Genomic DNA, 20,902 nt, shown 5'->3' with positions numbered 1-20,902 from the left:
GCCCGACCCCCTGCCCTGATCGCGAAAGGCCATTCCATGAATCCCGTACTCGGAACCCGCGGCGCCGTCGTCGCCTCCCATTCCCTGGCCGCCCAGGCCGGCCTCGACATCCTGCGCGAAGGCGGCAACGCCATCGAGGCCACCATCGCCGTGGCCGCCACCCTGGCCGTGGTCTATCCCCACATGACCGGCATCGGCGGCGACGGCTTCTGGCTGCTGCACGCCCCCGGCCAGCCGGTGCGCTCCATCGACGCCTGCGGCGCCGCCGGCGCCCAGGTCACCCCGGAGCTCTACGGCAACCTAGAAAGCATTCCCTGGCGCGGCCCCCTGGCCGCCAACACGGTGGCCGGCACCGTCTCCGGCTGGGCCGCCGCCCACGCCCACAGCCGGGCGGCCTGGGGCGGCCGCCTGCCCCTCTCCCGCCTGCTGGAAAGCGCCATCCACTATGCCCGCCACGGCTTCCCCGTGACCCGCAGCCAGCAGGACAACACCCGGGCCAAGCTGGCGGAACTGCGGCAGCAGCCGGGCTTTGCCGCCGCATTCCTCAACGACGGCCAACTGCCGGTGTACGGCCAGCAGCACCGTTTTCCCCGCCTGGCGGAGACCCTGGAACAGATCGGCCGGGCCGGGGCGGAGGACTTCTACCGGGGCGACCTGGCCGGCGTCATCGCCCGGGACCTGGCCCGGGTGGGCAGCCCCGTCAGCGGCGCCGACCTGGCCGCCCACCGGGCCTCCCTGCAGGACCCGCTGGCAGTGAAGCTCTCCGTCGGCACCGTGTACAACCAGGCGCCACCGACCCAGGGCGTGGCCTCCCTGCTCATCCTCGCCATCTACGACCGCATCCGCCGGGAGGGCTGGAACCCGGACAACGCGGAGGGCATCCACGCCCTGGTGGAGGCCACCAAGCAGGCCTTCCTGCAGCGGGACCGCCACGTGGGCGACCCGGGCTCGATGCAGATCGATCCCCGGGAGTTGCTGGCAGACGGATTGGTGGAACGCCTGGCCGCCGCCATTCCCCTGGAACAGGCCAGCCCCTGGCCGGCCCCCATGTCGGATGGCGATACCACCTGGATGGGCGCCATCGACAGCGCCGGCCGGGCGGTGAGCATGATCCAGAGCATCTACTTCGAATTCGGCAGCGGCGTGGTGCTGCCCGAGAGCGGCATCTGGTGGCAGAACCGGGGCTGCTCCTTCGACCTGCACCCGGGCCGGCTGCGCACCCTGGCCCCGGGCCGCAAGCCCTTCCACACCCTCAATCCGGCCCTGGCCCAGCTGGACGACGGCCGCCTGCTGGTCTACGGCACCATGGGCGGCGAGGGCCAGCCCCAGACCCAGGCCGCCGTCTTCTCCCGCTACGTCTGGGGCGGCCACAACGTGCGTTCCGCCGTGGCGGCGCCGCGCTGGCTGCTGGGCCGCACCTGGGCCGAGCAGAGCACCACCCTGAAACTGGAATCCCGCTACGACCCGGCCCTGGTGGAACGCCTGCGGGCCATGGGGCATCCGGTGGAAATGGCCGGCGACTTCGACGAGCGCATGGGCCACGCCGGCGCCCTGGTGCTGCATCCGGACGGCTGGATCGAGGGCGGCGAGGACCCCCGCAGCGACGGCTGCGTGGCGGCCTGGTAAGGCGTCACGGACATTTCCCCAGGGAGACAACACGATGGGATTCAAATTCGACTGGTTCATGAAGGGCATGCTGGGGGCGGTGCTGCTGGCCTTCCTCTGGCCCGAGCCCGGCGCCAAGGGCGGCTTCCTGCAGCCGGAGCTGCTCAACAAGCTGGGGGTGGCCCTGGTCTTCTACCTCAATGGCCTGGCCCTGTCCCTGGCCTCGATGAAGGACGGCGCCCTGCGCTGGCGGGTGCACCTGCTGGTCCAGTGCAGCACCTTCCTCCTCTTCCCCCTGCTGGGCGTCGCCCTGCTGTGGGGCAGCGCCGGCTGGATGGCGGCGCCGCTGCAGATCGGCTTCTTCTACCTGTGCGCCCTGCCTTCCACCGTCTCCTCCTCGGTGGCCCTGACCATCGCCGCCCGGGGCAATGTGGCGGCGGCGGTGTTCAACGCCACCCTCTCCAGCCTCATCGGCGTGCTGCTGACGCCCCTGTGGATGGCCTGGGTGCTGCACCAGAGCGGCGGCAATTTCGCCGTCGGCCCGGTGATCGTGGACCTGCTGCTGTGGGTGGTGCTGCCCCTGGTCCTGGGCCAGTTCAGCCGCCCCCTGCTGAAGGATTGGGCCAGCCGGCACAAGGGCCTGCTGCAGAAGGTGGACCGCATCACCATCCTGCTGCTGGTCTACACCTCCTTCGCCGACACGGTGAAGGAAGGGGTGTGGTCCCGCTACAACCCCCTGCTGCTGCTGCAGACGGTGGCCGGCTGCGCCCTGCTCTTCCTCCTCGTGCTGGCCCTCACCCAGTGGGGCGCCCGGCTGCTCGGCATGCCCCGGGGAGACCGCATCGCCAGCGTCTTCTGCGGCTCGAAGAAGACCCTGGCCTCGGGGGTGCCCATGGCCCACCTGATCTTCGGCGCCAATCCGGCCATCGGCCTCATCCTGCTGCCGATCATGATCTACCACCCGCTGCAGCTGCTGGCCGGCGGCATGCTGGCCCAGCGCTGGAGCGGTGCCGAGGCCGCCCCTAGCTAGCCCGGCGCACCTGCCAGGCAGGGCGGCCACCGGCCATCAGGTCGGCGGCGCCCAGGCGGTACTCGGCCCCGTCCGCCGCCAGCACGGCCAGGGGACGGGAGGGCGACGTCCCCTCCAGCAGGGACTGGAAGGCCACCCCGGCGGGAGCCGGCCAGTGGCCCAGCAGCACTTGGCTGCGGGCATCGTAGAGGCTGAGGCCGGCCACATCCAGCACCCACAGGCGCTCCGCGGCCCCATCCAGGCCCAGGGCGCGGATGCTGCGCCGGGGGCCCGGCGCCAGGGTGGCCACCGGCACCGGCAGGTCGCCCCGCAGGCGGAACACCCGCACCTGGCCGTTGCGCTGGTCCGCCAGGTAGAGCAGGCCAGCCTCCCGCCACTCCACCCGGCTCATGCCCGGCATCGTCTCCACCGTACCGGCCCCGCCCGCCCCGATGCCGGCCCCCAGCAGCAGGGCGGCGGCGGCAATGGCCAGGGCACAGCCCACCAGCAGCAGGGGAAGGGGTAGACGGGGATGGAGGTGCTCGTGACAGGCCATGGCGGGCTCCTTGGGCCAAACGACAATGGGAGACCTGACAATAGCGAACACTTTTTTCCATCGGAATATACAATCAGCCCATCCGACCGCGACACTGTTCCGGTGAAAACACCGGGCCAATCCCGTCCCAGGAGCGAACAGATGCTGAACCTCTCCCTCAATCCCGATTCCCCCCAGCCCCTGGTGGACCAGATCGTCGCCGGCGTCCGCGCCCGCATCGAGGATAGGCTGCTGCGCCCCGGCATGCGCCTGCCGCCCATCCGCCACTTCGCCGACAACCACGGCGTCAGCCGCTTCACCGTGGTGGAGGCCTACGACCGGCTGGTGGCCCAGGGCCTGCTCAAGTCCCGCCGCGGTTCCGGCTTCTATGTCGAGGCCCGCAGCCTGCCCCAGGCCGCGGCGGAGCCGGTGGCTGGCCAGGTGGCCCGGGCCTTCGACAACGCCGGGGTGCTGCACCAGAGCCTGGAGGATTCGCCCAACCGGCTCAAGGTGGGCGTCGGCTGGCTGCCGCCGGAATGGCACGACCAGGAAGGGGTGCGGCGCCAGCTGCGGGCCCTGGCCCGGCGCGACGAGGTCAAGCTGACCTGCTACGGCACACCCCTGGGCTTCGCCCCCCTGCGGGAACAGGTGCGGCTCAAACTGGCGGACCTGGGCATCGCCGCCCAGCCCGGCCAGATCATGCTCAGCCACGGTGCCACCCAGGGCCTGGACCTGCTCATCCGCCTGCTGCTCAAGCCCGGCGACTGCGTCTTCGTGGACGACCCGGGCTACTGGAACCTGTTCGCCAACCTGCGCCTGCACGGGGTGCAGCTGGTGGGCGTGCCCTGGGGCCAGGACGGCCCCGATCCCCAGGCCCTGGAATCCCTGCTGGCGGAACACCGGCCCCGGGCCTTCTTCACCCATTCGGTGCTGCAGAATCCCACCGCCTGCAATCTCTCGCCGGCCAACGCCTTCCGCATCCTGCAGCTGGCGGAAAAGCACGATTTCCTGCTGGTGGAGGACGACACCTACGGCGACTTCCACCCCGGCGGCGCCACCCGCCTGTCCACCCTGGACCAGTTGCAGCGGGTGGTCTACGTCGGCAGTTTCTCCAAGACCCTCTCGGCCAACCTGCGGGTGGGCTTCGTCGCCGGCCGGCCGGACCTGATGGCGGCCCTCACCGACGTCAAGATCGTCAGTTGCGTCTCCACCTCGGAAGTGGCGGAACAGCTGGTCTACGAAATGCTCACCGCCGGCCACTACCGCAAGTACCTGGAGCGCATCCACGGCCGCCTGCGGGAAGCGGCGGACAAGACCCTGCGCCTGCTGGAACGGGTGGGCATGGAGGCCTACGCCGAACCGGCCGGCGGCATGTTCGTCTGGGCCCGGGCGCCGGGTCTGGAGGACGCGGCGCGGCTGGCCACCCAGGCCGCGGCGGCGGACATCATGCTGGCCCCGGGCCACATCTTCCGGCCCCAGCTGCAGGCCTCGCCCTGGATCCGCTTCAACGTGGGCTACACCCAGGACCCGCGCCTGGAGCGCTTCCTCGGCGAGACCCTGGGCCGGGGCTGAAACGACGCCGGGCGCCCTCAGGCGCCCGGCGGTCAAACATCCATGAAGAAACCGGCGCCTAGCGCGATTCCTTGATCAGGCGGCCGTTGGAGGGCTGCACCGGGCGGGCGTTGTTGCGGTAGAGGCGGGAGAAGATGGCGATCTGCTGGGCCGAAACCTGCACCGGCTGCTGCATCACCAGCCACAGCACGCCTTCGCTGCAGGGCGGCGTGGTGAGGGAACCCATGTAGGTGTAGTAGCCGCGCTTTTCCGGCAGCAGCTGGTTGAGATCCACCGCCGCGTCGGGCGGCAGCACTTCCTGGTTCTTCTCCAGGGGAATGTAGTTCCACAGGGTCTGGATCACCGGGTGTTCCTGGGCGCCCTTCTCCAGCAGCACCGCCACCACCGCCAGCTGGTTGTCGTCGGAGCGGTGCACCATGTGGGCCACCATGTCGAAGGCCTTGCCGTTCACCCGCTCTTCCGAGGGCCGGTGGAAGTGCACCTGGACCAGGTCGTAGGTCTTGCCCAGATGGGTCAGGCTGCCGTGGCCGAAGGAGGCTTGCAGGGTGTGGCCGTTGTCCACCAGGCGGAAGCGGGTGGGCCGGTAGGAAAACTCGATGGGCGGCAGATCGACGCGGATGCCGTCCCAGATGTCGATGGGCGACTGGCGCCGGCCCTTGTCGCAGGTGGCGAAATCGGGCTTGAGGCGGCCCCAGAAGTCCGGCCCGCCTTCCCCTTCATAGGACCAGTGGATGGCGTGGTGCTGCTCGGCCCCCTCCAGCCCCTCCGGCTTGGCAGCGGGGCGGGGCTTGGCTGCCCGGGGTGCCGCCGCCGTGTAGGGCGCCGGACGCGGGGCGTAGGTCGGTGCTGCCTGGGGCTTCTGGATTTCCATGTGCTCCAGGCTCTTCACCGGGGTCGGCGCCTGGGTGGATTCCCGTTGCACCGCCTTCTTCACCATCTCCTCGTTGGCCTTCTTCAGCTCCTCGGCCGCCACATTGGCCTTGGCCACGGTGGCCTGGGTCAGCTTGCGCATGTCCGCCGCCGTGGTGGGCCGGCAGATGTCCCGCAGCAGCTTGTCGTCCAGGGTGTTGGCGCGCACCGGCATGTCGGTGGCCACCTTGATTTCCTCTTCCCGCAGCAGTTCGCCGCTGGCCTTCACGTAGACCCGCTTCAGGGTGGCGTAGGTGCGGTTGCTGCAGTCGTAACGGCCCAGGGCCTCGATGCTGCGGTAATTGCTGGCGCTCTGGGCGTCGGGCAGGTCCTTCTCCAGGACGATGCGGCCCCAGGCCGAAACCTTGCCCGACTCGTCCCGCTTGATGCTGGCCCGGTCCACCTCGATGCGCTTGCCGGGCTCGGTGGAGATGGCCTGCCAGGTGCGGCCGTCGTCGCCCACCTTGGTCGGCGCCGCGCTCGGGGCGGCCTGCAGCAGGCCGGCCGTCAGCAGCAGGGCCGAAGTCAGCGCTCCCCGGGTCAGGGAGGCGGGGGCGGAAATGGGATTTGTCTCGAGGGCGGGCATGGCGCGTCTCTCTGCTCGTTATTTTGGGCTAACGTTACTCTGACGGATGGCAAAAGAAAAACTTTAGGCCCGGCTCGGCTTTTCTTGCATTTTCCCAGGCTTTCCAGTAACTTGCGCCCGTACCTTGGGGGTGCCTGAAAGCCTTGGAAATACTGGCTTCCGGCTGAGAAATACCCTTATGACCTGTACGGGTAATGCCGTCGTAGGGAAAGCGTCGCCGGGCCGCCTCTTGCGCCCTCCCCCGCCCCTCCTTGCACCTTTGCCTGACCGGGTCCGTCCCGCCGGCCTCCCGGCCGCGCTACCGCACCCCCTCCCCAGCAAGGAGACACCATGAACGCCAACGACAAATTCATTGCCACCGCCGCCCAAGTGGACGAAGCGGCGGTCCAGCCCCTGCCCAATTCCCGCAAGATCTACGTCGAGGGCTCCCGCCCCGACATCCGGGTGCCCATGCGGGAAATTTCCCAGGCCGACACCCCCACCGGTTTCGGCGGCGAGAAGAACCCGCCCATCTACGTCTACGACTGTTCCGGCCCCTACACCGACCCCAACGCCAAAATCGACATCCGTTCCGGCCTGCCGGCCCTGCGCCAGCAGTGGATCGAGGAGCGGGGCGACACCGAGGTGCTGCCCGACCTAACCAGCGAATACGGCCGCCAGCGGGCCGCCGACCCGGCCCTGGACGAACTGCGCTTCCCCGGTCTGCACCGCAAGCCCCGCCGCGCCAAGGCCGGCGCCAACGTCAGCCAGATGCACTACGCCCGCAAAGGCATCATCACCCCGGAAATGGAATACGTGGCCATCCGGGAAAACCTGAATCGCCAGCAGTACCTGGAAAACCTGCGCAACACCGGCCCCATGGGCGAAAAAATGGTCAAGCTGCTGGGCCGCCAGCACAAGGGGCAGGATTTCGGCGCCGCCATTCCCCAGGAGATCACCCCGGAATTCGTGCGTTCCGAAGTGGCCCGGGGCCGCGCCATCATCCCCAACAACATCAACCACCCGGAAAGCGAGCCCATGATCATCGGCCGCAACTTCCTGGTGAAGATCAACGCCAATATCGGCAACTCCGCCCTGGGTTCTTCCATCAGCGAGGAAGTGGACAAGATGACCTGGTCCACCCGCTGGGGCGGCGACACGGTGATGGATCTGTCCACCGGCAAGAACATCCACGAAACCCGGGAATGGATCATCCGCAACAGCCCCGTGCCCATCGGCACCGTGCCCATCTACCAGGCCCTGGAGAAGGTGAATGGCAAGGCCGAGGAGCTGACCTGGGAAATCTTCCGCGACACCCTGATCGAGCAGGCCGAGCAGGGCGTGGACTACTTCACCATCCACGCCGGCGTGCTGCTGCGCTACATCCCCATGACCGCCAACCGCATGACCGGCATCGTCTCCCGCGGCGGCTCCATCATGGCCAAGTGGTGCCTGGCCCATCACAAGGAAAGCTTCCTCTACACCCATTTCGAGGACATCTGCGAAATCATGAAGGCCTACGACGTGGCCTTCAGTCTCGGTGACGGCCTGCGTCCCGGCTCCATCTACGATGCCAACGACGAGGCCCAGCTGGGCGAGCTGGAAACCCTGGGCGAACTCACCGACATCGCCTGGAAGCACGACGTGCAGACCATCATCGAAGGTCCCGGCCATGTGCCCATGCACATGATCAAGGAGAACATGGACCTGCAGCTGAAGCACTGCAAGGAAGCCCCCTTCTACACCCTGGGCCCCCTGACCACCGACATCGCCCCCGGCTACGACCACATCACCAGCGGCATCGGCGCCGCCATGATCGGCTGGTACGGCACGGCCATGCTCTGCTACGTCACGCCCAAGGAACACCTGGGCCTGCCGGACAAGAACGACGTCAAGGAAGGCATCATCACCTACAAGCTGGCCGCCCACGCCGCCGACCTGGCCAAGGGCCACCCGGGCGCCCAGATCCGCGACAACGCCCTGTCCAAGGCCCGCTACGAGTTCCGCTGGGACGACCAGTTCAACCTGGGCCTGGACCCGGACAAGGCCAAGTCCTTCCACGACGAGACCCTGCCCAAGGAATCAGCCAAGGTGGCCCACTTCTGCTCCATGTGCGGCCCCCACTTCTGCTCCATGAAGATCACCCAGGACGTGCGCGACTTCGCCGCCCAGCAGGGCATCGGTGAAGCCGAGGCCCTGGAGAAGGGCATGGAGACCAAGGCGGTGGAATTCGTGAAGAGCGGCGCCGAGCTGTACCGCAAGGTCTGAGGCCTCGGCGGCAGCTCACCCGGAAACGGCGGCCTTCAGGCCGCCGTTTTTCATTCCCGGGGCATGCCTTCCGCCAGGCCGGCGGTCCATTCGGTCATCAGCCGGTAGCCCACCGCCAGCAGGGTGGGACCGAGGAAGACGCCGATGAAGCCGAAGGCGAGAACGCCTCCGAGAACCCCCAGCAGCACCAGGATGAAGGGCAGGCTGGCACCGCGGCTGATGATGAGGGGCTTGAGCACGTTGTCCACGGTGCTGACGACGAAGAAGCCCCAGGCGGCGACGAAAATGGCCCAGCCCAGCTCCCCCTGCTGGAACAGCCAGAAGGCGGCCGGCCCCCAGATCAGGGGCGGACCCACGGGCACGGCGGAAAGGAAGAAGGTGGCCAGGCCCAGCAGCAGGGCGCCGGGCACCCCAGCCACGGCGAAGCCGATGCCGGCCAGGACCCCCTGGGCCAGGGCGGTGCCGATGATGCCGTACACCACGCCGCCCACGGTGCCGTGGGCCAGGTGCAGCAGGCGCCGCCCCCGGGCCCCGGCCAGGCGCTCCAGCACGGCGGTGAGGTGGGCGGTGACGGCCTCGCCGTCGCGGAAGAGGAAGAAGACGATCAGCACCGACAGCATGAGGTGGAAGACCCCCATGCCGATGGCCCGGCTGCCGTTCAGCACTAGGCCCTTGGCCGGTTCCACCAGCTGGCCCAGTTCCGCCACCAGGCGCTGGCCGTTGTGGGCGAAGCCCTGCCAGTAGGCATGCAGGCGTTCGCCGACGAAGGGGATGTCCTGCAGCCACTGGGGCGCATCGGGCAGGCCGCCCTCCAGCAGGGTGCGGGTGGCGGCGGCCAGTTCCGCCACGTTGCTACCCAGGCCCACCGCCACCACGATGAAGGGGGCCACCAGCACCAGGGCGGTGGCCAGGGTGGTGAGCAGGGCCGAGGTGTTGCGCCAGCCCGGCAGACGCTGGTCCACCCAGTGGAACACCGGCCACACCGTGGTGGCCAGGATCGCCGCCCAGAGCACGGCGGAAAGGAAGGGGCGCAGCACCAGGAAGCAACCGACGATGAGGAAACCCAGGGCGGCAAAACCGAGGATGCGGTCAGAACGGAAGGGCTGCATGGACAGGATTTCCAGGAAAGCGTGGTCGAAACGGTGGTCGAAACGGTGGTCGAAGCGGTGCTCGAAACGAAAAGACGCAGTGCCGGGCCGCACCGCATCCGACGGCTATGCTAACAAATCGGCATGACGATTACCCGCCTTCCCCGCCCGGCGGACCGCGCCCGGCAAGGCCCGGACTGTAAGCCGGGACGCCAATGGCCTACCATGGCGCCATTGCCCTTGCTCATGTCCGCCATGCCTGCCTCCGCCGCCCCCCCCCCCCCCCCCGCCCCCCCCCCCCCCCGCCCCAAGAGAAGGGAAACTAAGCCTATGAACACGACCACTCAAGCCACCCCGGCCGCCCCGGAGAACTACCTCAGCATCAACAACATCGAGGTCATCTACGACCACGTGATCCTGGTGCTGAAGGGCGTCTCCCTGACGGTGCCCAAGGGCAAGATCGTGGCCCTGCTGGGCGCCAACGGCGCCGGCAAGAGCACCACCCTGAAAGCCATCTCCAACCTGCTGCACGCCGAACGGGGCGACGTCACCAAGGGCAGCGTGGAGTTCAAGGGCACCCGGGTGGATCAGCTGACCCCCAACGAACTCGTCAAGCGGGGCGTCATCCAGGTCATGGAAGGACGCCACTGCTTCGCCCACCTCTCCATCGAGGAAAACCTGCTCACCGGCGCCTACACCCGGGGCAACTCCCGGGCCGAGCTGAAGCAGAACCTGGAGATGGTGTACCACTACTTCCCGCGCCTGAAGACCCGGCGCACTTCTCAGGCCGGCTACACCTCCGGCGGCGAACAGCAGATGTGCGCCATCGGCCGCGCCCTCATGGCCAAGCCGGAAATGATCCTGCTGGACGAGCCCTCCATGGGCCTGGCCCCCCAGATCGTCGAGGAAATCTTCGAGATCGTGAAGGACCTCAACTCCCGGGAGAACGTCAGTTTCCTCCTGGCCGAGCAGAACACCATGGTGGCCCTGCGCTACGCCGACCTGGGCTACATCCTGGAAAACGGCCGGGTGGTGATGGAAGGGGATGCCAAGGAACTGGCCTCCAACGAGGACGTGAAGGAGTTCTACCTGGGGCTGTCGTCGGCGGGGCGGAAGAGCTTCAAGGACGTCAAGCACTACCGCCGCCGCAAACGCTGGCTCTCGTGAGAAGGCCGTGCGCGCTGCAATACGTCGTTGCTTATCCGCTTGTGTGCCCGGTGCACACGGCGCGGATGCGCGCCTAGTCTTGCAGCGCTACTTGGCCGTCTCAGGACCTGTCTCGCGTCGGAACAAAAACAGAATTGATGAGCGTCGATTAAGGAACGCCAGATGAAATACTACGACTCCCTGGAAACCCGCGATCCTGAGGAACGGGAGCGGTCACTGATGGAGCGGCTGCCGCGGCAGGTGGCCCACGCCAAGCTGCATTCGCCGTACTTCGCGCGGCTGCTGGCGGAGGTCAACCCCAACGACATCCACAACCGTGCCGCCCTGGCCCGCCTGCCGGTGACGCGCAAGAGCGACCTGGTGCATCTGCAGCGGGAGCAGGCGCCCTTCGGCGGCATCAATGCGACGCCTCTCTCCGGGCTCTCCCGGGTCTATGCCTCCCCCGGGCCCATCTACGATCCGGAAGGGCGGGGCCAGGACTGGTGGCGTTTCGCCCGGGCCCTGCACGGCGCCGGCTTCCGCGCCGGAGAGCTGATCCACAACACCTTCTCCTACCACTTCACCCCGGCCGGCTTCATGCTGGAAGGGGCTGCCCACAAGCTGGGCTGCCCGGTGTTTCCCGCCGGCATCGGCCAGACCGAGATGCAGGTGCAGGCCATCAACGACCTGAAGCCGGCGGCCTACGTCGGCACGCCGTCCTTCCTCAAGATCATCCTGGAGAAGGCGGACGAGCTGAAGGCCGATGCCACTTCCCTGACCAAGGCCCTGGTCTCCGGCGAGGCCCTGCCGCCTTCCCTGCGCCAGGCTCTCAACGCCCGCGGCATCACGGTGCGCCAGTGCTATGCCACGGCGGACCTGGGCATGATCGCCTATGAATCCGAGGCCCAGCAGGGGCTGACCCTGGACGAGGACGTGCTGATGGAAATCGTCCGTCCCGGCACCGGCGACCCGGTGGCCGACGGCGAGGTGGGGGAGGTGCTCATCACCACCTTCAATCTGGACTATCCCCTGCTTCGCTTTGCCACCGGCGATCTTTCCGCCGTGCTGCCCGGCATCTCCCCCTGCGGCCGCACCAATGTGCGCATCAAGGGCTGGCTGGGGCGGGCCGACCAGACCACCAAGGTCAAGGGCATGTTCGTCCATCCGCACCAGGTGGCGGCGGTGGTCAAGCGCCATCCGGAAATCGGCAAGGCCCGCCTGGTGGTGGACAATGCCCTCGGCCAGGACCGCATGGTCCTGCACTGCGAGAGCGGGCGCGGCGACGACGTGCTCGGCGACGCGGTGGTCGCCAGCATCCGGGACGTCACCAAGCTGCGCGGCGAAGTCAGATTCGTCAGCCCCGGCGACCTGCCCAACGACGGCAAGGTCATCGAGGACATCCGCACCTACGAATAAATACAAACCCACCCCGACCCCACGGGAAAACGACGGGGTGGCGTCCGATCGGCGCCACCCCGTTTTATTGTCTTCAATCCCAGCGAGCAAACATGGCCAGCAAGCCCCTGCAAGGTGTCCGCATCCTCGACCTGACCCGCCTCCTGCCCGGCCCGGTGGCCACCCTGCATCTGGCCGACCTGGGGGCCGACGTGATCAAGATCGAAGACCACGGCGCCGGCGATTACGCCCGCACCATGGGCGATGGCCCGGAGGGGGTCAGCGTCTTCTACCGGGCGGTGAACCGCAACAAGCGGGGCCTGCGCCTGGACCTGAAAAATTCCGAAGGGGCGGCCCTGTTCCGGCGCCTGGCGGCGGAGGCCGATGTGGTCATCGAGAGCTTCCGCCCCGGCGTCATGGATAAGCTGGGCGTGGGCTACGAGGCTCTGCGCAGCCTCAATCCCCGCCTGGTGTTCTGCGCCATCACCGGCTACGGCCAGAGCGGTCCCCTGGCCCTGGCGGCGGGCCATGATCTCAACTATATCGGCTACGCCGGCATCCTCGACCAGATCGGCGTGGATGGTGGTCAGCCGGCCATTCCCAACCTGCAGATCGGCGATCTGCTGGGCGGCGCCATGAGTGCTGTGATGGGTATCCTGGCGGCCCTCTTCGATGCCCGGCGTAGCGGCCAGGGGCGTTTCGTGGACGTCTCCATGAGCGATGCGGCCCTGGCCCACAACCTCTTTCCCCTGTTTTCCCTGCTGGGCAGCGGGAGCGTGCCGGAGCGGGGCCGGGACATGCTCAGCGGCGGCGATGCGGGCTACGGCGTCTACGCCACGGCCGACGGCCGTTACATGGCGGTGGCACCCCTGGAGCGCAAGTTCTGGGACCTCTTCTGCGACACCCTCGGCCAGCCCCGGTGGAAGGCCCGCCATGGCGCCACCGGAGCCGAGGCCAGGGCCATGCGGGCGGAGTTGGAGACCCTTTTCGCCAGCCAGCCCCAGTCCTACTGGGTGGAAAAGTTCGCCCGGGTCGATTGCTGTGTCACGCCGGTGCTGACCGTGGCCGAGGCCCTGGCCCATCCCCACTTCCAGGCCCGGGGCATGGGCTTCCAGGCTGACGGCATCACCCAGTACGGGCCGCCGGTGCGCCTCTCCGACATGCCGGCCGAGCCGGTGCGGCCGGCACCGGCGCCCGGGGAGCATGGCCAGGCCATCCTGGCCGAGTTCGGGGTGACGGCGGAAGAATGGCAGCGCCTGCAGAACCTGGGGGTGGTTTGAGGAGATGGCGGCATGACAGGAAATGTCAGGGTGCGGTCAGGCAAAAAGCGGACATAATCCCTATCCTCATCGCAGGTAATATGCGATAAGTTATAGCCATATTGCATGGTTTGATTGGAAAAGGGATAAAAATGACGATCGCCAAACGCCTCGCCCTCCTCATCCTGCTGGCGGTGGCCGGCCTTATCGTGGTCGGCGGTTTCGGCCTGAAAGAGATGGGGGCCATCAATGCCAACCTGGAGTATGCCCACGAGAACTCCATCCCCAGCATCCGCAAGGTGGCCAGCATGGAATCCAATTTCCTGCGCCTGCGCACCCAGATGCTGGTGTTTCTTCTCAGCACGGAAGAGCAGCGGCCGGCGGTGGAACAGCGCATCGAAGGCGCCAAGAAGGATCTGCTCCAGTCCCTGCAGGATTACGAGAAGCTGATCAGCGACGACAAGGATCGCCAGTACCTGGAAACCAGCAAGGCCCTGGTGAAGGAGTACTACGCCCTGATCGACCCGGCCATCGCCGATACCAAGGCCGGACATGGGGAAAAGGCCAAGAACGGTATGGGCCAGGCCGGCGAGGTGTCCAAGCGCCTGGCAGAGAACGTCGAAGCCCACAGCAAGTACAACGAGCATCTGGCCGAAGAGGAAGTGCGCAAGGCCGGCGAGGCCTACAGCAGCGGCAAGGTGGTCTCCATCGTGGTGATCCTGCTGTGTACCGCCGGCGTCGCCGGGCTCGGTTTCATGGTCTACCGCCATGTGGACAGCTCCCTCGGCAACATGGTCTCCATGTTCTCCCGCATCGAGAAGGAGCTGGATTTCACCGGCCGCCTGGAGGTCCGCGGCACCGATGAAGTGGCCCAGGCCTCTTCCGCCTTCAACCGCCTGCTGGACCGCCTGCAGGCCAGCTTCCGGGAAATCAGCAACCATACCGATGCGGTGAACAATGCCGCCAACCGGGTGGCCACCGCTTCCCACCAGATGTCCATCGCCTCCGGCCACCAGAGCGAAGCCGCTTCCAGCATGGCCGCCACGGTGGAGGAGATGACCGTCAGCATCACCCATGTGGCCGACCGGGCCGGCGAGGCCAACCAGCTTTCCTCCGCTTCCGGCGCACTGGCGCACAAGGGCGAGGGCATCATCGGCGACACGGTGCAGGGCATCAACGGCATTGCCGAAACCGTGCGCAACGCCTCCGAGCAGATCGCCCGCCTGGAACAGCAGAGCGAGCGCATCAACAACGTGGTGGCAGTGATCAAGGAAGTGGCCGACCAGACCAACCTGCTGGCCCTCAACGCCGCCATCGAGGCCGCCCGTGCCGGCGAGCAGGGGCGCGGCTTCGCCGTGGTGGCCGACGAAGTGCGCAAGCTGGCCGAGCGTACCACCCAGTCCACCCAGGAAATCGCCAGCACCATCCTGGAGATGCAGGCGGGCGCCCAGGCTGCCGTCCATGGCATCCACGCCGTGGTGGAAAAGGTGGACGAGGGCGTCTCCCGGGCCGAGCAGGCCAACGAGGCGATCCAGGAAATCGGCGAGGGTTCGCGCAAGACGGTGGACATGGTGGGCGACATTTCCGATGCCATTCGGGAGCAGAGCATGGCCAGCACCGCCATCGCCCAGCAGGTGGAGAAGATCGCCCAGATGTCCGAGGAGAACAGCGCCGCGGCCCAATCCACCTCCGACACCGCCGGGGAGCTGGCCCACCTGGCCCAGGAGATGCAGCAGGTGGTGGCCCAGTACCGCCTCTAAGCCGGAACTACTGCGACAAAAAAGGCGCCCGCGGGCGCCTTTTTTCCTGGGTGGCCGCCACGGCGGCCAGGCTGGGGCCTAGCTGCGTTCTGCGACAAAGGCGCCAAAGCGCTGGTCGGCCACCTGGATATGGTTGATCAGCCACTTGGCCAGGAAGCGGGAAAGATCCAGGCTGGCCGAAGGCTCGCCCACTTCCACCCGCAGTTCCATTTCCCCCACCTGCAGCAGCAGTTCCCGGTGCAGTTCCCGGTGGGCCGGCAGGGCAGGGTAGGCGGCCGCCTCCATCAGGGCCTCCTCGCTGGCGAAGTGGGTGCGGGTGTATTCCAGCAGCTCGGCCACCGCCCGGCGGGCCTCGTTCTGGGCCGTGTCGCCGTCCTGCTCCAGGGCCTGCTGGATGCGGGCGACGATGGCGAACAGCTGCTGGTGCTCCTGGTCCACCTGGGGGATGCCCACGTGGTACTGGGGGCCAAACTGGACAATGGCGTTGTCGCGCATGATCGATTCCCTGAATGTTGTTTGGCGCCATTCTCCCACGGCGGCACCAGCCTTCGGCGTGACCGAATTCACTATGCGGCAAAGGCCAAGGGGTGCTTTCGCCGGCCTCGGTAGAATGTCGCCATGACCACCGCCCTCCTGCTCCTGCCCGATTTCTGCCTGATCCTCCTGGGATTGCTGCTGCGCCGCTACATGCATCTGGGGGATCATTTCTGGGCCGGCATCGAGAAGCTGGTCTATTTCATCCTCTTCCCCGCCCTGCTGGTCAATGCGGTGCTGAAGACCCGCCTGGATCTGGCGGCGGCGGCACCCCTGCTGGCCACCGCCCTGCTCTCCATGGGCGCGGGCATGGTGCTGAGCTGGGCCGGCCTCAAGTGTTTCCGCCTCAAGCCCCTGGTGCTGGCCTCCCTGTTCCAGTGCGGCTTCCGCTTCAATTCCTACATCGCCCTGGCGGCGGCGGGCCTGCTCTTCGGCACCCCGGGCATCGCCACCATGGGCCTTATCGTCGGTGCCGCCGTGCCCCTGGCCAACCTGTCGGCGGTGTGGATGCTGGCCCGCCATGGCGAGGCCGGCGCCCTGCGGGAGGTAGCCCGCAATCCCCTGATCTGGGCCACCGCCTCCGGCTTCCTGCTCAACCTGGCCGGCTTCGTGCCGCCGGCGCCCCTGCAGATGTTCCTCTCCCGCCTGGGAGACGCCTCCATCGCCCTGGGTCTGCTGGCCGTGGGGGCGGCCCTGCGCCTGCGGGGCCAGGCCGAGGTGCGTTCCGCCTCCTTCTACATCCTGGGGGTGAAGCTCCTGCTGCTGCCCCTGGTGGCCATCTTCGCCGGTCCCCTGCTGGGGCTGTCCGGCCTCTACTACCACGTGGCCATCCTCTTCGCCGCCCTGCCCACGGCCTCCTCGGCCTACATCCTGGCCATGCGCATGGGGGGCGACGGGCAGAGCGTGGCCTGGCTCATCTCCGCCTCCACCCTGGCCTCCATGCTGACCATGCCCCTCTGGATGAGCCGCTTCCTGGGCTGAGCGGCGGGCTGGGGTAAAGTGGCGGCTTCTCCACCGGGGTTTGCACCATGACGAGCGTCTTCGATTTTTCCGTCCGCCGTGCCGACGGCAGCCAGCAGTCCCTGGCCGATTACCGGGGGCAGGTGCTGCTCATCGTCAATACGGCCAGCCGTTGCGGCTTCACGCCCCAATATGCGGGTCTGGAGTCCCTTTACCGGCGCTACCGGGAGCAGGGCCTGACGGTGCTGGCCTTTCCCTGCAACCAGTTCGGCGCCCAGGAGCCGGGCAGCGCCGAGGAGATCGCCAGCTTCTGCTCCCTCAACTACGACGTCAGCTTTCCCGTCTTCGCCCGTCTCGAGGTCAACGGTCCCCAGGCCGATCCGCTCTTCCGCTGGCTCAAGCAGGCGCAGCCCGGCTGGCTCGGCACGGCCGCGATCAAGTGGAATTTCACCAAGTTCCTGGTGGACCGGCAGGGCCGGGCGGTGGGGCGCTATGGGCCCATGACCAAGCCGGAAGCCCTGGCCCGGGCCATCGAGGTCCGGCTGGCGCTGCCGTGAAGCACCTCCTCCTCTGGGTGGCGCTGTGCTGGGGCCTGACGGCCTGCTCGCCGCCCCAGCCCTTTCACCATACCGATCTCAGCGGTGCCACCTTCGCCGCCGAGTTCCCGCGCCCCCTGGCGGACCAGGGCGGCCAGCCCCGGCGTCTGGCGGACTTCCGCGGCCGGGTGGTGATCCTCTTCTTCGGCTACACCTCCTGCCCCGATATCTGCCCCACCGCCCTGGCCCGCTTTGCCGCGGTGCGGGAGGCCCTGGGGGAGGAGCGGCAGCGGCTGCAGGTGCTGTTCGTCACCCTGGACCCGGAGCGGGACAGCCCGGCCCGCCTGGGCGAGTACGTCACCTGGTTCGACCCGTCCTTCCTCGGCCTGTGGGGTGACCGGGAAACCCTGGCCCGGACCGTGGCCGAGTTCCGCATCACCGCGGTGCGCCAGGAGGTGGGCGGCGGCCTGGGCTACACCCTGGATCACACGGCCGGCGCCTACGTCTACGATCCCCGGGGACGGCTGCGGCTCCTCATTCCGGATAACGCCCAGGTGCCCGCCGTGGTGGCGGACCTGCGCCGGTTGCTGCGTGAGGACTGAGCCGGCGCCGGATCGGGCAAAGGATCGGGCAAGGATCGGGCAAGGATCGGGCAAGGATCGGGCAAGGATCGGGCAAAGAAAAAGGCCGGCCCCTGACGGGAGCCGGCCTGTTTGCCGCGGGATGCCGGGCGGTTCAGGCTGCCAGCAGGCCCTTCATCTTCTGCAGGGCCTTGACCTCGATCTGGCGGATGCGCTCGGCGGAAACGCCGAATTCGGCTGCCAGGTCGTGCAGGGTGGCCGGGTTTTCCTCGTCCAGCCAGCGGGCTTCGACAATGCGCCGGCTGCGCTCGTCCAGGCCGGCCAGGGCCTGTTGCAGGCCGTCGCTCTGCAGCCGGTCGTATTCCCGGGCTTCCAGCACCTGGGTCGGCTCGGCGGCGCTGTCGGCCAGGTAGGCGATGGGCGCCACCCGGTTGTCGTCCTCGTCATCCGGCGAGCCGTCCAGGGCCAGGTCGCGGCCACCCATGCGGGTTTCCATTTCCACCACTTCCTCGGCCTTGACCCCCAGCTTGTAGGCGATCTCGTCCACTTCGGCCGGGGTCAGGGTGTCGCTGCTGGCCTTGAGGCTGCGCAGGTTGAAGAACAGCTTGCGCTGGGCCTTGGTGGTGGCCACTTTGACCAGGCGCCAGTTCTTCAGGATGTATTCGTGGATTTCAGCCTTGATCCAGTGCATGGCGAAAGACACCAGACGCACGCCGCGGCTGGGGTCGAAGCGCTTCACCGCCTTCATCAGGCCGATGTTGCCTTCCTGGATCAGGTCCGCATGGGGCAGGCCGTAACCCAGGTAACCCCGGGCGATGGCGATGACCAGACGCAGATGGGAGAGCACCAATTGACGTGCAGCATCCACGTCGTCTTCCTCGCGGAGACGGCGGGCCAGGGCGAATTCCTCAGCCTCGCTCAGCATCGGGAAGCGCCGAGCCGCCTGGATGTAGGCATCCAGGTTGCCTACCGCAGAGGGCAGGCCATGAGACAGGGTCAAAGCTTGGGTCATAGGGTGGGTCCTCCTTGAACTTCTTGTGCACAGTTTAGCACTCACGTCAGTAGAGTGCTAACAGGGCGAAAAGTTCAGCCATCCATTATAAGAATCAACATGTTGGGCGTCTTGCCGGCCTGGGCCCGGCAAAGAAAAACCCGGCCCCGGGCATGTGCCTGGGGCCGGGTTCCGGTGGCCTCGCTGTGGGCGGGCTTACTTGGACTTGGTCAGCTGGCCCAGGTCGCGCACGGCGCCCTTGTCGGCGGAGGTGGCCATCAGGGCGTAGGCCTGCAGGGCCTTGGAAACGACGCGGCCCCGTTCTTCCGTGGGCTTCCAGGCCTTGTCACCCTTGGCGTTTTCCTCGGCGCGGCGCTTTTCCAGCTCGGCATCGGAGACCGCCAGATGGATGCGGCGGCCGGGGATGTCGATCTCGATGGTGTCGCCGGTGCGCACCAGGCCGATGGCGCCGCCCTCGGCCGCTTCCGGGGAAGCGTGGCCGATGGAGAGGCCGGAGGTGCCGCCGGAGAAGCGGCCGTCGGTGAGCAGGGCGCATTCCTTGCCCAGGCCGCGGGACTTGAGATAGCTGGTGGGGTAGAGCATTTCCTGCATGCCGGGGCCGCCCTTGGGGCCTTCGTAGCGGATCACCACCACGTCGCCGGCCACCACTTCGCCGCCCAGGATGGCGGTGACGGCGGAATCCTGGCTCTCATAGACTTTGGCCTTGCCGGTGAATTTCCAGATGGATTCATCGACACCGGCGGTCTTCACGATGCAGCCGTCGAGGGCAATGTTGCCGTGCAGGACGGCCAGGCCGCCTTCCTTGCTGTAGGCGTGGGCCACGTTGCGGATGCAGCCGTTGCTGCGGTCCTGGTCCAGCTCGGTGTAGCGGCGGTCCTGGCTGAAGGCGGTCTGGGTGGGGATGCCGCCGGGGGCGGCGCGGAAGAATTCCAGGGTGCGCTGGGAGCCGGCGCGCTGCACGTCGTAGGTGTCGATGGCTTCGCCCAGGGTGTGGCAGTGCACGGTGGGAGTGTCGCGATGGATCAGGCCGCCGCGGGACAGTTCGCCCAGGATGGCCATGATGCCGCCGGCCCGATGCACGTCCTCGATGTGGTAGTCCTGGGTGGCCGGGGCCACCTTGCACAAGCAGGGCACCTTGCGGGAGATGGCGTCGATGTCGGCCATGGTGAAGGTGACGCCGGCTTCCTGGGCGGTGGCCAGGAGGTGCAGCACGGTGTTGGTGGAACCGCCCATGGCCACGTCCAGGGCGAAGGCGTTCTCGAAGGCCTTCTGGTTGGCGATGGAGCGGGGCAGCACGGAGGCGTCGTTCTCTTCGTACCAGCGCTGGGCCAGACGCACGATGCGGCGGCCGGCTTCGAGGAAGAGGCCCTTGCGGTCGGCGTGGGTGGCCACCAGGGTGCCGTTACCGGGCAGGGACAGACCCAGGGCTTCGGTCAGGCAGTTCATGGAGTTGGCGGTGAACATGCCGGAACAGGAGCCGCAGGTGGGGCAGGCGGAGCGCTCGAACTCCTCGACTTCCGCGTCGGAACAGTTGCTGTCGCCGGCCTTGATCATGGCGTCGATTAGATCGACGGCGATGGTCTTGCCTTCCCACTTCACCTTGCCGGCTTCCATGGGGCCGCCGGAGACGAAGATGGTGGGGATGTTGACCCGCATGGCGGCCATCAGCATGCCCGGGGTGATCTTGTCGCAGTTGGAGATGCACACCATGGCGTCGGCACAGTGGGCGTTCACCATGTATTCCACGGAGTCGGCGATCAGGTCCCGGGAGGGCAGGCTGTAGAGCATGCCGTCGTGGCCCATGGCGATGCCGTCGTCGATGGCGATGGTGTTGAATTCCTTGGCGATGCCGCCGGCCGCCTCGATCTCCCGGGCCACCAGCTGGCCCAGGTCCTTCAGGTGCACGTGGCCGGGCACGAACTGGGTGAAGGAGTTCACCACGGCAATGATGGGCTTGCCGAAATCGCCGTCCTTCATGCCGGTGGCGCGCCACAGGGCGCGGGCGCCGGCCATGTTGCGGCCGTGGGTGGAGGTGCGGGAACGATAGGCGGGCATAGTCGGGTCTCCAGACAACGTAGGCTGCCCGGAACCGGTCCGGGCGGCTGAAAATCAGGGCCTAAATACTAGCATGTTATGATCGGATGCCCGCTTGACGAAAACGGCGGCGT

The 20,902-nt window shown here is 67.6% G+C and carries 17 protein-coding genes; 11 read left to right on the top strand and 6 right to left on the bottom strand.

The features are described 5' to 3' along the window. Positions 1 to 36 precede the first annotated feature (36 nt). Together AC1RTA_RS06420 and AC1RTA_RS06415 are read left to right on the top strand one after the other, a co-directional pair. Entirely contained in the window at positions 37 to 1,626 is a 1,590-nt protein-coding gene (locus AC1RTA_RS06420; RefSeq protein ID WP_492784279.1) for a gamma-glutamyltransferase family protein, read from the top strand. Between the two features lie 34 nt (positions 1,627 to 1,660). Continuing rightward, positions 1,661 to 2,635 carry a bile acid:sodium symporter family protein gene (locus tag AC1RTA_RS06415; RefSeq protein WP_492784278.1) on the top strand — a complete coding sequence of 325 codons (975 nt, stop codon included), beginning with the start codon at positions 1,661 to 1,663 and terminating at the stop codon, positions 2,633 to 2,635. Here the strand turns inward: AC1RTA_RS06415 and AC1RTA_RS06410 are convergent. Next, positions 2,628 to 3,170 carry a hypothetical protein gene (locus AC1RTA_RS06410; RefSeq protein WP_152089952.1) on the bottom strand — a complete coding sequence of 181 codons (543 nt, stop codon included), beginning with the start codon at positions 3,168 to 3,170 and terminating at the stop codon, positions 2,628 to 2,630. The two genes, AC1RTA_RS06415 and AC1RTA_RS06410, sit on opposite strands and share 8 nt — an antisense overlap. Positions 3,171 to 3,311: 141 nt before the next feature. Here AC1RTA_RS06410 and AC1RTA_RS06405 point away from each other — a divergent pair, with 141 nt between their 5' ends. Then, the gene (locus tag AC1RTA_RS06405) at positions 3,312 to 4,721 is read left to right on the top strand and encodes an aminotransferase-like domain-containing protein (protein ID WP_014235535.1); all 1,410 of its coding nucleotides are present in this window, start codon (positions 3,312 to 3,314) and stop codon (positions 4,719 to 4,721) included. A gap of 58 nt (positions 4,722 to 4,779) precedes the next feature. On the opposite strand, the gene AC1RTA_RS06400 is transcribed toward AC1RTA_RS06405, so the two are convergent. Then, complete coding sequence (locus tag AC1RTA_RS06400) at positions 4,780 to 6,216, bottom strand: carbonic anhydrase (RefSeq protein WP_492784277.1); 1,437 nt, start codon at positions 6,214 to 6,216, stop codon at positions 4,780 to 4,782. A gap of 330 nt (positions 6,217 to 6,546) precedes the next feature. On the opposite strand from AC1RTA_RS06400, the gene thiC reads away from it, so the two are divergent. Then, complete coding sequence (thiC, locus tag AC1RTA_RS06395) at positions 6,547 to 8,463, top strand: phosphomethylpyrimidine synthase ThiC (protein WP_014235537.1); 1,917 nt, start codon at positions 6,547 to 6,549, stop codon at positions 8,461 to 8,463. Positions 8,464 to 8,513: 50 nt separating this feature from the next. Here the strand turns inward: thiC and AC1RTA_RS06390 are convergent, their stop codons facing one another. After that, positions 8,514 to 9,665, bottom strand: a complete 1,152-nt coding sequence (locus tag AC1RTA_RS06390) for an AI-2E family transporter (RefSeq protein WP_492784276.1) — start codon at positions 9,663 to 9,665, stop codon at positions 8,514 to 8,516. A gap of 216 nt (positions 9,666 to 9,881) precedes the next feature. On the opposite strand from AC1RTA_RS06390, the gene AC1RTA_RS06385 reads away from it, so the two are divergent. The 4 genes from AC1RTA_RS06385 to AC1RTA_RS06370 all read left to right on the top strand — a co-directional run bounded on the left by AC1RTA_RS06385 (position 9,882) and on the right by AC1RTA_RS06370 (position 15,111). Next, a complete protein-coding gene (locus AC1RTA_RS06385; RefSeq protein WP_014236216.1) occupies positions 9,882 to 10,718 on the top strand; it encodes an ABC transporter ATP-binding protein in 837 nt (278 codons plus the stop codon). Positions 10,719 to 10,880: 162 nt separating this feature from the next. Continuing rightward, positions 10,881 to 12,113, top strand: coding sequence for a phenylacetate--CoA ligase family protein (locus tag AC1RTA_RS06380; protein ID WP_014236217.1), 1,233 nt, complete (start codon positions 10,881 to 10,883; stop codon positions 12,111 to 12,113). Positions 12,114 to 12,205: 92 nt separating this feature from the next. Beyond that, positions 12,206 to 13,372 (top strand): CaiB/BaiF CoA transferase family protein, encoded by a 1,167-nt coding sequence (locus AC1RTA_RS06375; protein WP_492784275.1) that lies wholly within the window; start codon positions 12,206 to 12,208, stop codon positions 13,370 to 13,372. A 131-nt stretch (positions 13,373 to 13,503) separates the two neighbouring features. After that, positions 13,504 to 15,111, top strand: a complete 1,608-nt coding sequence (locus tag AC1RTA_RS06370; protein ID WP_492784274.1) for a methyl-accepting chemotaxis protein — start codon at positions 13,504 to 13,506, stop codon at positions 15,109 to 15,111. Positions 15,112 to 15,189: 78 nt separating this feature from the next. Here the strand turns inward: AC1RTA_RS06370 and AC1RTA_RS06365 are convergent, their stop codons facing one another. Continuing rightward, entirely contained in the window at positions 15,190 to 15,606 is a 417-nt protein-coding gene (locus AC1RTA_RS06365; RefSeq protein WP_014236220.1) for a bacteriohemerythrin, read from the bottom strand. A gap of 123 nt (positions 15,607 to 15,729) precedes the next feature. On the opposite strand from AC1RTA_RS06365, the gene AC1RTA_RS06360 reads away from it, so the two are divergent. Genes AC1RTA_RS06360 through AC1RTA_RS06350 form a run of 3 tightly spaced genes read left to right on the top strand, consistent with a single transcriptional unit; the run spans position 15,730 to position 17,743 of the window. Beyond that, entirely contained in the window at positions 15,730 to 16,626 is an 897-nt protein-coding gene (locus tag AC1RTA_RS06360) for an AEC family transporter (protein WP_205231273.1), read from the top strand. A 47-nt stretch (positions 16,627 to 16,673) separates the two neighbouring features. After that, positions 16,674 to 17,162 (top strand): glutathione peroxidase, encoded by a 489-nt coding sequence (locus tag AC1RTA_RS06355; RefSeq protein ID WP_492784273.1) that lies wholly within the window; start codon positions 16,674 to 16,676, stop codon positions 17,160 to 17,162. Continuing rightward, complete coding sequence (locus AC1RTA_RS06350) at positions 17,159 to 17,743, top strand: SCO family protein (protein WP_492784272.1); 585 nt, start codon at positions 17,159 to 17,161, stop codon at positions 17,741 to 17,743. The genes AC1RTA_RS06355 and AC1RTA_RS06350 overlap by 4 nt, the downstream gene beginning before the upstream one ends. 133 nt (positions 17,744 to 17,876) lie before the next feature. Here the strand turns inward: AC1RTA_RS06350 and rpoH are convergent, their stop codons facing one another. After that, positions 17,877 to 18,734 (bottom strand): RNA polymerase sigma factor RpoH, encoded by an 858-nt coding sequence (gene rpoH / locus AC1RTA_RS06345; protein WP_014236224.1) that lies wholly within the window; start codon positions 18,732 to 18,734, stop codon positions 17,877 to 17,879. Positions 18,735 to 18,929: 195 nt separating this feature from the next. Then, entirely contained in the window at positions 18,930 to 20,789 is a 1,860-nt protein-coding gene (ilvD, locus tag AC1RTA_RS06340; RefSeq protein ID WP_014236225.1) for a dihydroxy-acid dehydratase, read from the bottom strand. Positions 20,790 to 20,902: the final 113 nt, after the last annotated feature.

This window comes from Azospira sp. MPR-E4, assembly GCF_058809645.1.
The sequence above is the reverse complement of the archived record's forward strand: the minus strand, read 5'-3'. Positions and strand labels throughout refer to the sequence as shown.

Coding starts and splice junctions, on each gene's coding strand:
- AC1RTA_RS06420 (WP_492784279.1), top strand. CDS start 37: ATGAATCCCGTACTCGGAACCCGCGGCGCCGTCGTCGCCTCCCATTCC.
- AC1RTA_RS06415 (WP_492784278.1), top strand. CDS start 1,661: ATGGGATTCAAATTCGACTGGTTCATGAAGGGCATGCTGGGGGCGGTG.
- AC1RTA_RS06410 (WP_152089952.1), bottom strand. CDS start 3,170: ATGGCCTGTCACGAGCACCTCCATCCCCGTCTACCCCTTCCCCTGCTG.
- AC1RTA_RS06405 (WP_014235535.1), top strand. CDS start 3,312: ATGCTGAACCTCTCCCTCAATCCCGATTCCCCCCAGCCCCTGGTGGAC.
- AC1RTA_RS06400 (WP_492784277.1), bottom strand. CDS start 6,216: ATGCCCGCCCTCGAGACAAATCCCATTTCCGCCCCCGCCTCCCTGACC.
- thiC (WP_014235537.1), top strand. CDS start 6,547: ATGAACGCCAACGACAAATTCATTGCCACCGCCGCCCAAGTGGACGAA.
- AC1RTA_RS06385 (WP_014236216.1), top strand. CDS start 9,882: ATGAACACGACCACTCAAGCCACCCCGGCCGCCCCGGAGAACTACCTC.
- AC1RTA_RS06380 (WP_014236217.1), top strand. CDS start 10,881: ATGAAATACTACGACTCCCTGGAAACCCGCGATCCTGAGGAACGGGAG.
- AC1RTA_RS06375 (WP_492784275.1), top strand. CDS start 12,206: ATGGCCAGCAAGCCCCTGCAAGGTGTCCGCATCCTCGACCTGACCCGC.
- AC1RTA_RS06370 (WP_492784274.1), top strand. CDS start 13,504: ATGACGATCGCCAAACGCCTCGCCCTCCTCATCCTGCTGGCGGTGGCC.
- AC1RTA_RS06365 (WP_014236220.1), bottom strand. CDS start 15,606: ATGCGCGACAACGCCATTGTCCAGTTTGGCCCCCAGTACCACGTGGGC.
- AC1RTA_RS06360 (WP_205231273.1), top strand. CDS start 15,730: ATGACCACCGCCCTCCTGCTCCTGCCCGATTTCTGCCTGATCCTCCTG.
- AC1RTA_RS06355 (WP_492784273.1), top strand. CDS start 16,674: ATGACGAGCGTCTTCGATTTTTCCGTCCGCCGTGCCGACGGCAGCCAG.
- rpoH (WP_014236224.1), bottom strand. CDS start 18,734: ATGACCCAAGCTTTGACCCTGTCTCATGGCCTGCCCTCTGCGGTAGGC.
- ilvD (WP_014236225.1), bottom strand. CDS start 20,789: ATGCCCGCCTATCGTTCCCGCACCTCCACCCACGGCCGCAACATGGCC.